This is a genomic window from Nonomuraea sp. NPDC049649 (genome assembly GCF_040675175.1).
Classification (GTDB): Bacteria; Actinomycetota; Actinomycetes; order Streptosporangiales; family Streptosporangiaceae; genus Nonomuraea.
The window spans coordinates 55,691-68,707 of sequence record NZ_JBFAOH010000032.1; the positions used below are offsets into that span (position 1 = coordinate 55,691).

Genomic DNA, 13,017 nt, shown 5'->3' on the forward strand with positions numbered 1-13,017 from the left:
AGGGGCGGGGTCGAACCACCATCAGCCCCGCGTCCTGACAAGTCAGCTACCGGGTCAGCGTGTAGCCGCGGGTGACCGCGACGAGGTCACCGTCCTCCCTGGTGGCCGCGACCAGGTGAGGAGGTCTGGGGACGAAGCCCGGCACCGCGGTCAGCCCGTCGATCTCGCCGATCACGATGAGGCGAATCCGGTCAGCTTCCGGTATACGCACAGTGATCTCGACTCCCCGGGCGGGGATTCCGCGGAAGCGGATCTCCGAGGGCCAGGTGCCGGCTCTGGTACCGGTGACGGGCACGCTCGCCGACCCGAACCGGCCGGCCGACGCGGTGGCGTAGGCGACCGGCCGATCGAACCGCAGTGTCGCCGAGCGCGCGTGCTTCCCGGCGGTCACGTGCAGTTTCACCGTGTCCCCGCTGCGGGCCAGGACGGTGGCGCGCGGACCGTCGGCGGCTATCACCGGTGCGGGACCGGTCCACAGCGTGCCTCGTGCGTACCCGGCGGGCAGCGCGGAGGTGTCGTGGTCGGACACGTACTTCCTGGTCCACGGCGCCGGGTCGGCGTCGGCGCTGACCCAGTGGGCGGTGCGGGCGCCGGCGTCCATGACGTACGCCAGATGCGTGCGCCGCGGATTAGCGGCGTCGAAGTCGTCCACCACGAACCCCGTGGCGACCAGCCCCGCCGTGAGGAGGAGAGCCGTCGCGGGCACGGCGAGGACGGCGGCGCGTTCCGGCCGAGTGGTGACCTCGGGCAGGAACAGTTCCGCGATCGGCACCAGGATCAGCCCGAACAAGGCCAGCACCAGCGCGCCCGCCCCGCCGAGCGCCAGCCCCATCCCGTCGAAGACGTTCCCGGCCAGCGACGGCAGCAGCATCGCGGCCGTGAGCGGCCCCGGCAACGTCAAGACCACCCGCACCCAGGCAGGCGTACGGAGCAGGACCGCAGCCAGCCAGCCGAGCGCGCTCATCAACGCCGGCAGCGCGAACAGGAAGGACGCCCCGGGAGCGATCTGTGCGCACAGCACGCCCAGCCCGGCGATCCAAGTCAGCCCTCCGACCGCCAGCGCCGCCGGGCCGAGCCTGCGCCGCAGCACCAGGTACCAGCCGAGGACCGCCAGCGCGCACAGGACCGCGATCGCCGCCTCGTAAGGACGAGGGCGGTGCAGCAGCCCGCCCATCAGGTCGTAGGCGGGCCGCCAGGCCACCAGCAGTTCCCACAGCCCCTGCGCCAAGGCAGCCGACACCACCAGCGGCACCACGGCAGAGACCGTCGCCGCGATCAGCCGGGGCAGGCTCAGCAGCCGCCGCACCCGGGCCCACAGCGCCAGACCCGCCACCGCGACGACAGCCAGCACAGCCAGTGGCCAGACGAGCTGACCCGGATAGGTGATCATGGTGCCGAGCGCGCGGAAATAGGTGACATCGTGATCGGAGGCCAGCGCCCGCAGGTCCGCGTCGCCGAAGGCGCGCGCCAGCGCCAGCATGTTGGTTCCGTGGTGCTGCAGGCTCCCCAGGTTGAGGTTGGCGATGGAGTCGCCCGCGGTGTGATACAGCGAGGAACGCTCGATGTAGGCGAAGTTCATGCCGGTGAAGCCGGCCTTGGTCAGCGGAGTGAAGTCGGTGTTGTTCGGCAGCAGCCGATACAGCTCCACCATGGCGGAGTCGCCGCGCGGCGCGGGGACGGCGCCCGCGAAGGTCTCGACCAGCCGGGCGTTGTCCCTGGAAATCTCGAACATCAGGGAAGGGCCGCTGACCCCGCGGGCCTCCCAGTTCAGCAGCACTCCGCCGGCGCTGCCCAGGGGGTGCTCGCGGACGAAGGCCTCGGCGCCGAGCACGCCGTCCTCCTCACCGTCCGACATGAGCAGCACGAGGTCGTTACGCAGGCCCGGACCGGTGCGCAGTGCCCGGACGGTTTCGATCATCGCGGCCACGGCGGCTCCATCGTCGGAGGCGCCCGGCCCCATGGCCGCGGAATCATAGTGCGCGGCGATGAGCACGGTGCCGGTCGGCTTCGTTCCCGGCAACCGGCCCACGACGTTGTCGACCTGGCCGAACGTCGCCAGCCCCGCCGCGGACCGGGCGCCGACCGCACGCTGGACCTCGACCCGGAGCCCCGCCGCCCGCAGCTGCCCAACCAGGTAATCCCGAGCCCGGCCGCTCGCCGGGCTGCCGATGGGCCGCGGTTCGGCGGCGAACCGCTTCAGGTGAACCAGCGCGCGCTCAGCGCTGAACTGCCCGGCGGACGCGGTGGCCGGCAAGGGCTGCATGATGCTGTCGGACATGGCGGACAGCATGATCACCGCGACTATGGTGAGCAGGGCCGCCAGCCCGGCCGGCAGCCGCCGAGGGACGTCGGTCAACTTTCCGATCATGGCCAGGAACGCTAGGCCGAGCCGACACCCCGGCGGAATGAGGCGCCCACCCGTCTGCACCTGTGGCTTTCCACAGGCTTCGGGAGCGCGAATGGAAACCTCGCCCCACATCGTCGGCACCCTGGCCGGGGGAGCGGTCAGCTACTTCGCCATGTTCAGTCTTCCGATGCTCGTCTGGCACGCAGGCGGCGTGATCCCTCGGCGCCAACACCGGGGCGTGAGTTTCGGCCTGCTGCTCCTCGGTTTCGCGTCTGCGGGATACGCCATGGCTGTGGGGAGCGATGAATTCCATATGACCTGGCCCACTGCATCCTGCTCACCAAACGGGGCCGCAGATGGCGAGACTGATCCCATTAACACAGCGCGGAACGACCCTCACGCCTGAAGGGTCGTCGAACGCGGCAGACGAGTCCATGGTGATCACTGTTCGAGCAGTGGCCGCCTTCGTTGTCGGTCGCTTCACGTGCCGCCGCGACGTCAGCCTCGAAATCGGCGTCCAACGTGCCCGCACTTCTGGACAGGAACGCCTTTTACGGCCCGGTGCGGTCGGCGCTGGGCCGATCACGGCGATCTGCTTGCCGCCGCGAGTCACCACGATCGTTTCCCCGCGCTCGGCCTGGTCAAGGACGGCGGCGAAGTTGCGGGACGCTTCGGTAGCGGACATCGCCTTCATAAAATCAGACTGTCCGATTCTCCTGTTGATCGCTGGACGTAGCGACCGTCCGCCATGGTTCTGCCGTCAGAAGACACGACAACGCCCCGGAGCGACAATCGCTTCGGGGCGTTTTTTGCTGGTCGGATGAGGTGGTCAGGGGCGGGGTCGAACCGCCGACCTTCCGCTTTTCAGGCGGACGCTCGTACCAACTGAGCTACCTGACCCAGAGCGGTCCTGACGGGATTTGAACCCGCGGCCTCCACCTTGACAGGGTGGCGAGCACTCCAAGCTGCTCCACAGGACCTTGCTTGTTTCGCTTTGCGCTCGCTTAGCTTACCAGCTTCCCGGTGGCCTCTGGCCATCCGTTTCGCGGTGCGCTTCGCGCTCGCTGTGCCCCCAACGGGATTCGAACCCGTGCCGCCGCCTTGAAAGGGCGGTGTCCTAGGCCGCTAGACGATGGGGGCTTAGGAATCCCTGTCGCCTTCCGTCGGAGACCCCTGAAGCATAGGGGACGATTGCCCCTCTTGCCAAAGCGGCATTCCGTTGGCCGGCGTGGTCGTGCCGTCGATCGCGTCCGTTGGCGACGGGGCGGTCGTTGGCTCTTCGGAGATTGTACGTCCCGGGTCGGGCTCCACGTGACGCTGGACGTACACGGACTGCTCGCCGAGGCCGCCGAGGGTGATGTCGTCCCAGGCCTGGAGGCGTTTGGTCTCCTTGTCGAAGTAGAGGACGGAGGCCTGGACGGGGGTGGGTTCCTCGTGTTCGAGGGCGCGCAGGCCGGCGCCGCCGGTGGAGCCCTGGACCATGATGCGGGTGCCGGTGGGCAGCATGGCGGTGGAGCGGACGTGGGCGTGTCCGGTGAGGACGAGCGGGGTGGCGCCGGAGAAGCCGCGGGCGGCCATGTCGTCGTGGACGGCGACGAGGTCGGCCTTCTCGACGTTGGCGCGGTGGTCGCGGCCGAACTGTTCCATGCCTGCCGCGTCGATGGTGTCGGCGGTCTTGTCGGGGGTGAAGCGGGGGTCGCCGAGGCCGTAGATGTCGAGGCCTTCGACGTTGCGCATCTTGTCGTCGAGGACGATGGCGTTCTTCTGTTTGGCGACGGCGCGCTGGGTGGTCTTGGAGTCGTGGTTGCCGCGTACGAACACGTAGGGGACGCCGAGGGTGCCGATCTCCTCGACGAACTTGTTCTCGGCCTTGGTGCCGTGGTCGGAGATGTCGCCGGTGTCGATGATCAGGTCGACGGCGAACTGGTCCTTGAGGGATCGGATGACGTTCCAGGCGATCGGGTTGATGTGGATGTCGGAGACGTGCAGGACGCGGATGGAGCGTTCGTCGGCGTTGTAGAGCGGCAGAGTGGAGACCGCTTCGTACAACTTTGAGACATTTGTCACAAGCTTGGTGAGCTGTGCCCGGTACGACTCGAACCGGGTGACGATGGCCTCCGCGCTGCCCACGAGGGAGGGCGCTGCGGCGATCAGTCCGGTGTAGCGGGGCTCGACGAGTGAGCCCGGCTCGAACGTACGGACCGCGAACATGCCCGTGCCCGCCAGCGCCACCGACGCCGCCAGCAGGCCCGCGAGCGCCACCAGCGGGCGCCTGAACACGAGCAGGACGGCGATGAGCGCGCCCGCGCCGGCGCACAGCAGCGAGCGGATGGTGAGGTCGCGCACCCCGTCCATCAGGTCGCGCTCGATGATCCCGGGCAGCCGGTCGGTCAGCGTGGGGTCTTCCAGGAAGAGGCGGGCGCGCTCCTGGTCGATGTTCTCCAGGCTGATCCGGAGGCTGAGGGGCGCGTCGTGGCTGTGGAACGTGAGCGTGCCCAGGGGGCTGGCGTCCACGACCGTCTCGCCGGTCCAGGACGGGCGGAGGGTCATGCCGGTCTCGACGGGGCCGATCTGGGCTCGTACGGTGCCGCTCAGGAAGATGCCCAGCCACGCGCCGGCCGCGGCGACCAGAAGTACCGCCGCGGCCTTCGTCGCCCTGGACCGGATGACCTTTTTGAGCACGTTAACGAAGTTCATACGCTTTTATGAATACCCGAGCCGAGAGGCAGAATGGCAATCGTGATCGAGGTTTCGCCTGAGAGGTTCGATGAGCTGGTGTCCGAGGCCCTGGATACCATCCCGCCCGAGCTGACCCGGGTGATGAGCAATGTCGTCGTCACGGTCGTCGACGATCCGCCAGAACCCGGCCTGCTGGGCCTGTACACCGGTATTCCCCTCACCGAACGCGGCGACTGGTACTCAGGCGTTCTTCCCGACCGCATCGAGATCTACCGCAATCCGATCTGTCAGATCTGCGACACCGAGGAGCAAGTGATCGAGGAGGTACGGATCACGGTGGTTCACGAAGTCGGTCACCACTTCGGCATCTCAGACGAACGCCTGCACGAACTGGGCTGGTAACTCTTTGCACAGGCTCCGCTGCTTTGGGTTGCACGTTGCCGATTGATCGGGCACCTTAGGTGACATATTCAACACTGTGAGTCAGGCACAGCGGAGTCCAGTGGGGGCCATGCGGGCGCGACGGCTGCCGGGGCGGCACAGGCGATCCACCGAGCGTCAGGCCACCTATGGCGAGGTCATCGCCGTCAAGGAGTTCAGGGCCCTCTGGTACGCGCAGGGCCTGTCCCTGCTCGGCGACCAGCTCGCCCAGGTCGCGCTGGCCGTCCTCGTCTACAACCGGACCGGCTCTCCGCTGGCCACCGCCGCCGTCTACGCCCTCACCTACCTGCCGTCCATCGTGGGCGGGCCGCTGCTGGCCGGGCTCGCCGACCGGTTCGCGCGCCGGGGCGTGATGCTCGCCTGCGACCTCATCCGCGCCGGGCTGGTCTGCGTGATGGCGCTGCCGATCGTCCCGTTCTGGGCGCTGTGCGTGCTGGTCTTCCTCGTCGTGCTGCTCAGCGCCCCGTTCTCGGCCGCGCGCGCCGCGCTGCTGCCGGAGGTGCTCGAAGGCGACCGGTACGTGGTCGGATCCGCCCTGCAGAACATGACGAACCAGGCCGTGCAGATGCTCGGCTTCGCTGCGGGCGGCGCCGTGATCGCCACCATGGGCCCGTACCGCGCGCTCGCCCTGAACGCCGCCACCTTCCTGGCCTCGGCGCTGATCCTCGTCGCCGGCGTGACCCGGCGGCCCGCCCCGGGCCGTCACGGCGCCAGACCGTCCATGTGGGCCATGACCAGGGACGGAGCCAGGCTCGTCTTCGGTGACCGCAACCTGCGCACGCTCGTGCTGCTCGCCTGGCTGTGCGGCTTCTACGTGCTGCCCGAAGGCATCGCGGTGCCGTACGCGGTCGCGCTCCACACCGGCACCCTGCCCGTCCCGGTGATCACCGGCCTGCTGATGGCCGCGATGCCGGCCGGCACCGTGGTGGGCGCGTTCCTGTTCAGCCGGTTCGTCTCGCCTCCGCGGCGGCTCCGGATGATGGGGTGGCTGGCCATGCTGAGCTGCGCGCCGCTGATGGTGACCGCGCTGCGGCCGCCGCTGGAGGTGGTGCTGGCCGCGTGGTTCCTGTCAGGCGTGGGAGGCGCCTATCAGCTCGCCGCGAACGCGGCGTTCGTCCAGCGGGTGCCCGACGACCAGCGGGGGCAGGCGTTCGGCCTGGTACACGCGGGCTTGATGGCGGTGCAGGGGATCGCCATCCTGATCGGCGGTTACGCCGCCGAACGCCTCGGCCCCGAACCGGTGGTCGCCCTCTCGGGCGTCTCCGGCCTCACCGTGGCCGCCGTGCTCGCCGTGATGTGGGCTGACCGGCGCGGCGCCGCGCTGCGCGCGCAGACCGCCCCCTGATCACGGCCGGGGCCTCTGGTCGTCGTCGCTCCAGGGGCTGGTGGTGCTCTTCTGCTGCTGCTTGGCCAGCAGGTCCTGCACGATCGAGGTGTCCTTGCCCTCCTCCGGCAGGAGCAGCCAGCCGATGGCGTAGACGCCGATGCCGAGGCCGCCGAAGAGCGTGACGATCGCCAGGCCGATCCGGATGATGTTGGGGTCGACGCCGACGTACTCGCCGACACCGGAGCAGACGCCGGCGATGATCCGGCCCTTGTGGGTCCTGCGCAACTGCTTGCTGCTGTGATATTCGCTCATGACTCAAGACTGCCCTTTACCCCGGTGTTCGCACATCAGGATTGCCCCTGGTAGAACCCTGGTAGTCCCTGAAACGAGCGAAGGAGCACGTCATGGACGACCTGCTGCGACTCGACGACCGGCTCGACGGCGACCAGAGGCTCATCCGCGACACCGTGCGCTCCTTCGTCGCCGACCGCGTCCTGCCGCACGTCGGCGACTGGTTCGAAGAGGGCACCTTCCCGGCTCGCGAGCTCGCCCCCGAACTCGGCTCGCTCGGCCTGCTCGGCATGCACCTCGAAGGCCACGGCTGCGCCGGAACGGACGCGACCTCGTACGGCGTGGCCTGCCGCGAGCTGGAGGCCGGCGACTCGGGCCTGCGGTCGTTCGTGTCGGTGCAGGGCTCGCTCGCCATGTTCCCCATCTGGCGGTACGGGTCCGAGGAGCAGAAATCCGAATGGCTGCCGCGGATGGCCAGAGGCGAGGCCATCGGGTGCTTCGGCCTGACCGAGCCCGACCACGGCTCCGACCCCGCGAGCATGCGCACGTACGCAAAACGCGACGGCGCCGACTGGGTGCTCAACGGCTCCAAGATGTGGATCACGAACGGCTCCATCGCCGACGTCGCCGTCGTCTGGGCGCAGACGGACGACGGCATCCGCGGCTTCATCGTCCCCACCGACACCCCCGGCTTCTCCGCCCCCGAGATCCGCAAGAAGCTGTCCCTCAGGGCATCCGTCACCTCCTCGCTCTACTTCGACGACGTACGCCTCCCCTCGTCGGCCGTCCTGCCCGGCGTGCGCGGGCTGAAAGGCCCGCTGTCGTGCCTCTCCGAGGCCCGCTTCGGGATCATCTGGGGAGCGGTCGGGGCCGCGCGGGCGTGCGTCGAATCCGCTGTCGAGTACGCGCAGACCCGCGTCCAGTTCGGCAAGCCGATCGGCGCCTTCCAACTGACCCAGGAGAAGCTCGCCTGGATGTACGTGGGACTGGCCCAGGCCGGCCTCACCGCCCTCCACCTGGGCGCTCTCAAGGACGCCGGGGCCCTCGAACCCCGCCAGATCAGCTTCGGCAAGATGGCCAACGTCCGGGCCGCCCTCGACATCGCCCGAGAGGCCCGGTCCATCCTGGGCGGGAACGGGATTACGCTGGAGTACCCTGTGATCAGGCACATGAACAACTTGGAGAGTGTGCTCACCTACGAGGGAACCCAGGAGATCCACACCCTGGTGCTCGGCGAGGCGCTGACGGGGCTGTCGGCATACCGGTGAACGGCGTCGCCGGGGTGGCGGTAACCTCGGTACGCTTGGCTGTAGCTAGGGGCGTTAGCTCAATTGGCAGAGCTGCGGACTTTTAATCCGTAGGTTCCGGGTTCGAGCCCCGGGCGCCCTACCCCACATGACCTGGGCGGACTCCCTGATCTTCATGATCCGGAAGCCCGCCCAGTTGCATTTCCAGTCGCAGTTAGCCCCAGAGCGCGCGGCCCATGCGAGCCGCTGCCTCGTTGGAGAGCGTCGCCGTGATGTGCGTGTAGCGCTTGGTTGTGGTCAGTTGTGAGTGGCCGAGAATCCCCTGAACGACGCTGATGTCCACGCCCTGCTCGATGAGAAGTGTCGCGGCGGTGTGCCTGGCGTCGTGGACGCGGGCGTCCTTGTCGACATCGGCCAGGCGGAGGAGTTCTTTCCACTCGTCCCAGTCCTGGCCGGCGTCGATGGGCCGTCCGTCCGTATGGCACCAGACAAGGCCATAGTCCTGCCACGCTTCTCCTGCTGCTTGCCGTTCGGCCTGCTGGGCTTCCTGGTGCTGCTTGAGCAGAGGGATCAGCGGCGGTGGGATCATCACGGTTCGCTTGCTCTTGCCCTTGGGCTTGACGAAGGTCCAGCCTCCTACCCGTTCGGGGCAGGAGGGGGCGTGCTTGGTGCAGTCGGGAGCGCAGAACTTCTGCCCTTCCTTGATGCAGACGTGCTTACGCCCGGAGGTGCGTCGGGCCTTGGGACAGTCTTTCGGGCACGGGTAGCGGTGGAGCCGCTCTCCGCAGGCATGCGGGTCCTTACAGCCGTGGCGGTAGCGCTGATGCTTGATTTGCCAGAAGACTCGGATGGTCCCCCGCTTGAGATCCACGTACTTCCAGCGCAGGCCGAGCGCTTCACATTGCCGAAGGCCGAGCGCGAGAGCTACGGACCAGCGGGTTCCGTTCCTTCGGTCCTGTGCCACGGCCAGGATGTCCCGAGCCTCATCGGCGCCCAGCGGCTCTATCTCGACTTCTTCCACAGCGGGAGCGTCGATCAGCGTGCAGACGTTCCGGGTGGGTCAGATGAGGACAGGATGGCGACTAGCTTGTTGATCAACACGGCGCAGGTGCTCGTGATCAGAAGCAGGGCTACCGGCCGGAACATCGGAACAGTGATCTAGTCCACGGGCCCGATCACGGAATGTGTGCCTGATCTCGGATTCACGCGCCGTCAGCACATACTCCTTCGCTAAAGAAATTGGCAACGCCTACTGCGGACTGCGTTCGTAGCCCTTTGCTGCCCTGGTGAACGCCTGTCCCGATAACGGTCGTTTTCGGGACAGGCGGGCATCAGTGGCCAACCGTTCCTATGTGGCCAGATTGGCAGGAGGCGGATGGTCCTGCTGGAACCGCCTGAGACTGATGGCGCGCCAGGCCCCGACCCACTGATCCTCATCGGCCTCGCAGGCGGCGACGATCGCGCGGACGGCGCGTAGGGGCGGCATCCGGGCGAACTTGGCGTTGAGCGTGTCGTGAACGGTGGTGTAGGCGACTGCGCCGCGGCGGTGGTCGTCGTAGCCGCTGTGGCGGCAGATCTCTGGGATGCTCACGCCGGCCCATACCCGGAGCAGGCTCAGCTGGTAGCGGTACTCCTGCGGTGTTGTGGCTTGCCAGGGGTCCGGCGGGGCGGGGCCCTGCTGGGTGGTCGTGACCGTGGCCTGGCGGGCGCTGGTTCGGCTCCTGGCCGGCGCGGGCTGCCCTGAGCGGCGGGGCGTGGCGTCGCCGTTCTGGACGGTGGCGGCGTCGGCTAGCCTCCACAAGGTCGGCCACGGCTCCTGGTCGGGCAGGTCTCCGCAGGCGGTGACGAAGTGGGTGACGACTTCCCAGGATGGGCAGCGGTACCCGGCGGCGGCGTCGGCGAGCACCGAGCGCGAGAAGGTTCCGCGCTTGGCGAGCTGGGCGTAGGTGGGGATGGGAGAGCCCGCGAGCTGGCGCAGGCGGCGGAGCTCGCGGGCCAGGTTCGCGATCGGCCCATCCCAGGTGATCGGCTTTTCCGGCCGTGCCATGTCGAAGTCCCTGTACGACGGGGATGCGTTCGGCAGGTCAGCGGCCGTGCTGGCTGAGGTCGCCGACGGTGGCGGCCAGCGCGGCGAGCACTACGCCCAGCGCAAGTGCCGGGTCGCTGCCCAGGGCGGTCAGGACGACGACGAAGGCCAGCACCAGCACCCATACGACGATGCGGACTGCCGGCAGTGACGGCTGGCAGGCGAGGGGACGGTAGGGCAGGGCGAGCATGAGCGACATGGGCCTCTCCAAGGCGTGATGGTCCGGACGAGCAGGTTGGGCGCGACATCACGCCCGTGAAGTCCTCGAGGTTTGCCCTCCGCCGAGGCGAGCATGAATGTCGCTAAAGCCCATCATTACCGCAGGCGGCATAAACCGGGTACGGGCTCGTACGCGAGACGGTGCTCGGACAACCCCCGTCGCCGAGCACCGGGTTGGCCACCGCGATGCGGCCAGGTCAGCCGGGTACGAGGCATCGGCAGGCCGGGAGTCGCGGGCATCGGAGTGGTCCGGGAAACATCGGCTACAGACGATCTGGTCCGGTCGCGAGGTTGGACAACCAACTTGCAGTGCATCATGGAACCCACAGCCGCCGGTCTAGACCCCGCGGCGAGGTCGGCCCAGGTGGGCCGCCCCAAGGCGTCAGTTCGTTGGTCCGGACGAGCGCTCAGGGAGACACAGGACGGCCTTCCCGATTTGCCCCGGGAAGGCCGTTGTCCTCCGGCGGGCCGGACAATTATGCCGGACAACTCGCCCATAAACGCGTCCGATGCCCGCGAGCTCGGCCGTCGCCAGCAGCCACCCGCCGCACCAGACGGGCCGCGCCTTCGTCGCCGATGCGCACGTAGAAGAGCGCGAACTGCTCGAACGCGCCGGGTCCCAGATGTGGGTCGAGCGCCGGCCATTTCTGGGTTCGAGCCCCGGACACCCTGCCAGTAAGAACACCCTCGGAGTGATTCACCCGCAGGTTTTTGTCAGCAGGCGGCTTTGATCACCGCCGCGAGAACAGGCCCTGGGGTGCACGCTCACCGGGTCTTCTTACGGAGAAAGCCGTCACTCGCTTGAGCGCATCGACGTCCTGGCGCAGTTCCTCCCGTTCGCTGCTGGTCACCTCGGGGCGCTGTTCACGTAGTGCCCTGCTTTTCCCGGGAGGTTCGGCTTGACTCCTTCCGACCGTGGTCGCTGACCGAGTTTTCGATCGTGCGTGCGGTGGCGATGAATGAGCTGATCGCCTGGTCGTCCAGGTCTCGGGTGGAGATCTCCTCCAGTCGGGCCCACATGGCCTCGATGGGTTCGCGCATCGCCCGGCCGCGGTCGGTGAGCCAGACGTTGAGCGCCCGCCGGTCGTCCTCGTTGGGCTTACGGATGACGAGGCCGGCTTCCTGCATGCGGCGCAGTGATTTGGACACGGTGGAGTGGTCCAGGCCGACGCTGTCCAGCAACTCGGACTGGGTCTGGCCGTCCCTTTCGAACAGCTGCATCAGCAGCAATTCCTGGCCGGGATGCAGGCCGAGGGCGCGGAGCATGGCCGCCGCGGTCGCCCGGTGGGCACGCGCCAGCGCGAAGATGGCGAAGCTCAGGTGTCCGGCACGGGCGGCGTGTGGTGGCGGCGTGTTCGTCACGGCGTTGACCTCCTCGGATCTGCGGCGGCGACTCGAACCCTAACTTATGTTGCCAGCCACGTAAATCTGTGTGTAGATTTATGTGGCCAGCCACATAGTGGCGCTCCGACCCGCGGCGAGACAGCCGCACTGAGAGGAACCACGATGGTTCTGTTCACACCCGATGACACGGCGATCCTGCTCATCGACCACCAGCTCGGCACCATGAGCTGGATAGGCTCGGCCGACCGTGACCAGGTCAAGGCCAACGCGCTCGCACTGGCCAAGGCCGCGGTGGCGCTGGACATACCGCTGATCCTGACCACCTCGCTGGAAGACCACGCGCAGGGACCGCTGCTGCCGGAGCTCGCCGAGATCGCCCCCGTACAGTTCAAGGAGCGCATCCAGCGCACGGGCGTGGTCGACGCCATGGACGACCCGGCCTTCGCCGCCGCGGTCAAGGCCACTGGCCGCCCCAACCTGATCATCGCCGGCGTCACCAACGACGTCTGCACCGTCTACCCCACCCTGACCGCCCTGCAGCAGGGGCACCGCGTCCAGGTCATCGCCGACGCCGGCGGATCCATGACCAAGCAGGCCGACGACATCGCGTTGCGGCGCATGGAGAAGGCCGGCGCCGACATCGCCTCGACGAACATGATCCTCACGCAGCTGGCCCGCAGCTGGTCCTCGCCGGCCGGTCAGAAGCTCGTCCCCATCGTCGGCGCGCTCATCCCCACGTCATGAACACTCCACACGACTCCGCCGTCGGCCCGTCTCGCGCCGGGTCGGCGGCCCGGTGCCCGACGGGTTCGAGCCCACTGCCGTCACCGCCGACCACGTTGCGCCTGGTCGCTTTCCCCGCGCTGTGGTTATCCGAGGCAGCGGGCGCTTCGTCCCGAAGACTTCGCCCAGGAACATCGCTTTCCTGGCTTGAGGGAGAACACTCATGAGTAGCCCTGTGTCAAGCTGCTGCTTGTTGATCTTGCTGGATCAGAGCCTGAAGGGCTCCGTGTTTGGCGGGGTCGTAGGCGACGCC

Annotated in this window: 12 protein-coding genes and 4 tRNA genes; 5 read left to right on the forward strand and 11 right to left on the reverse strand. The window is 68.1% G+C overall.

Annotated features, from left to right (window positions below; all coding sequences use genetic code 11):
• Window positions 1-46: 46 nt before the first annotated feature.
• The 6 genes from AB0J42_RS29215 to AB0J42_RS29240 all read right to left on the reverse strand — a co-directional run bounded on the left by AB0J42_RS29215 (window position 47) and on the right by AB0J42_RS29240 (window position 5,029).
• A complete protein-coding gene (locus AB0J42_RS29215) occupies window positions 47-2,368 on the reverse strand; it encodes a M28 family peptidase (RefSeq protein WP_364299975.1) in 2,322 nt (773 codons plus the stop codon).
• Between the two features lie 316 nt (window positions 2,369-2,684).
• On the reverse strand, window positions 2,685-3,041 hold the full coding sequence (locus tag AB0J42_RS29220) for a type II toxin-antitoxin system Phd/YefM family antitoxin (RefSeq protein ID WP_364299977.1): 357 nt from the start codon (window positions 3,039-3,041) through the stop codon (window positions 2,685-2,687).
• A gap of 132 nt (window positions 3,042-3,173) precedes the next feature.
• A tRNA-Phe gene (locus AB0J42_RS29225) sits at window positions 3,174-3,247 on the reverse strand.
• Window positions 3,248-3,252: 5 nt separating this feature from the next.
• Window positions 3,253-3,327: transfer RNA gene (locus AB0J42_RS29230), tRNA-Asp, on the reverse strand.
• 87 nt (window positions 3,328-3,414) lie between these two features.
• A tRNA-Glu gene (locus AB0J42_RS29235) sits at window positions 3,415-3,487 on the reverse strand.
• Window positions 3,488-5,029, reverse strand: coding sequence for a metallophosphoesterase (locus tag AB0J42_RS29240; protein WP_364299979.1), 1,542 nt, complete (start codon window positions 5,027-5,029; stop codon window positions 3,488-3,490).
• Between the two features lie 57 nt (window positions 5,030-5,086).
• On the opposite strand from AB0J42_RS29240, the gene AB0J42_RS29245 reads away from it, so the two are divergent.
• Both AB0J42_RS29245 and AB0J42_RS29250 read left to right on the forward strand, forming a co-directional pair.
• A complete protein-coding gene (locus AB0J42_RS29245) occupies window positions 5,087-5,428 on the forward strand; it encodes a metallopeptidase family protein (protein WP_364299981.1) in 342 nt (113 codons plus the stop codon).
• Between the two features lie 109 nt (window positions 5,429-5,537).
• Window positions 5,538-6,812, forward strand: coding sequence for an MFS transporter (locus AB0J42_RS29250; RefSeq protein ID WP_364299983.1), 1,275 nt, complete (start codon window positions 5,538-5,540; stop codon window positions 6,810-6,812).
• On the opposite strand, the gene AB0J42_RS29255 is transcribed toward AB0J42_RS29250, so the two are convergent.
• Entirely contained in the window at window positions 6,813-7,106 is a 294-nt protein-coding gene (locus AB0J42_RS29255; protein ID WP_364299985.1) for a PspC domain-containing protein, read from the reverse strand.
• Between the two features lie 92 nt (window positions 7,107-7,198).
• On the opposite strand from AB0J42_RS29255, the gene AB0J42_RS29260 reads away from it, so the two are divergent.
• Both AB0J42_RS29260 and AB0J42_RS29265 read left to right on the forward strand, forming a co-directional pair.
• Window positions 7,199-8,353 carry an acyl-CoA dehydrogenase family protein gene (locus tag AB0J42_RS29260; protein ID WP_364299987.1) on the forward strand — a complete coding sequence of 385 codons (1,155 nt, stop codon included), beginning with the start codon at window positions 7,199-7,201 and terminating at the stop codon, window positions 8,351-8,353.
• Between the two features lie 48 nt (window positions 8,354-8,401).
• Window positions 8,402-8,474 (forward strand) — tRNA-Lys (locus tag AB0J42_RS29265).
• A 72-nt stretch (window positions 8,475-8,546) separates the two neighbouring features.
• On the opposite strand, the gene AB0J42_RS29270 is transcribed toward AB0J42_RS29265, so the two are convergent.
• The 4 genes from AB0J42_RS29270 to AB0J42_RS29285 all read right to left on the reverse strand — a co-directional run bounded on the left by AB0J42_RS29270 (window position 8,547) and on the right by AB0J42_RS29285 (window position 11,999).
• Window positions 8,547-9,353: a site-specific integrase gene (locus AB0J42_RS29270; protein WP_364299989.1), complete on the reverse strand. Its 807-nt coding sequence runs from the start codon at window positions 9,351-9,353 to the stop codon at window positions 8,547-8,549.
• A gap of 327 nt (window positions 9,354-9,680) precedes the next feature.
• A complete protein-coding gene (locus AB0J42_RS29275) occupies window positions 9,681-10,379 on the reverse strand; it encodes a hypothetical protein (RefSeq protein ID WP_364299991.1) in 699 nt (232 codons plus the stop codon).
• Window positions 10,380-10,416: 37 nt separating this feature from the next.
• Complete coding sequence (locus AB0J42_RS29280) at window positions 10,417-10,617, reverse strand: hypothetical protein (protein WP_364299993.1); 201 nt, start codon at window positions 10,615-10,617, stop codon at window positions 10,417-10,419.
• Between the two features lie 884 nt (window positions 10,618-11,501).
• Complete coding sequence (locus tag AB0J42_RS29285; protein ID WP_364299995.1) at window positions 11,502-11,999, reverse strand: MarR family transcriptional regulator; 498 nt, start codon at window positions 11,997-11,999, stop codon at window positions 11,502-11,504.
• Between the two features lie 144 nt (window positions 12,000-12,143).
• Here AB0J42_RS29285 and AB0J42_RS29290 point away from each other — a divergent pair, with 144 nt between their 5' ends.
• The gene (locus AB0J42_RS29290; RefSeq protein ID WP_364299997.1) at window positions 12,144-12,725 is read left to right on the forward strand and encodes an isochorismatase family protein; all 582 of its coding nucleotides are present in this window, start codon (window positions 12,144-12,146) and stop codon (window positions 12,723-12,725) included.
• Window positions 12,726-13,017 lie beyond the last annotated feature (292 nt).

What these genes read in the sequence shown, in the direction of transcription:
- AB0J42_RS29290 (WP_364299997.1), top strand. Translation starts at nt 12,144, where the DNA reads ATGGTTCTGTTCACACCCGATGACACGGCGATCCTGCTCATCGACCAC.
- AB0J42_RS29250 (WP_364299983.1), top strand. Translation starts at nt 5,538, where the DNA reads ATGCGGGCGCGACGGCTGCCGGGGCGGCACAGGCGATCCACCGAGCGT.
- AB0J42_RS29220 (WP_364299977.1), bottom strand. Translation starts at nt 3,041, where the DNA reads ATGAAGGCGATGTCCGCTACCGAAGCGTCCCGCAACTTCGCCGCCGTC.
- AB0J42_RS29275 (WP_364299991.1), bottom strand. Translation starts at nt 10,379, where the DNA reads ATGGCACGGCCGGAAAAGCCGATCACCTGGGATGGGCCGATCGCGAAC.
- AB0J42_RS29215 (WP_364299975.1), bottom strand. Translation starts at nt 2,368, where the DNA reads ATGATCGGAAAGTTGACCGACGTCCCTCGGCGGCTGCCGGCCGGGCTG.
- AB0J42_RS29260 (WP_364299987.1), top strand. Translation starts at nt 7,199, where the DNA reads ATGGACGACCTGCTGCGACTCGACGACCGGCTCGACGGCGACCAGAGG.
- AB0J42_RS29255 (WP_364299985.1), bottom strand. Translation starts at nt 7,106, where the DNA reads ATGAGCGAATATCACAGCAGCAAGCAGTTGCGCAGGACCCACAAGGGC.
- AB0J42_RS29280 (WP_364299993.1), bottom strand. Translation starts at nt 10,617, where the DNA reads ATGTCGCTCATGCTCGCCCTGCCCTACCGTCCCCTCGCCTGCCAGCCG.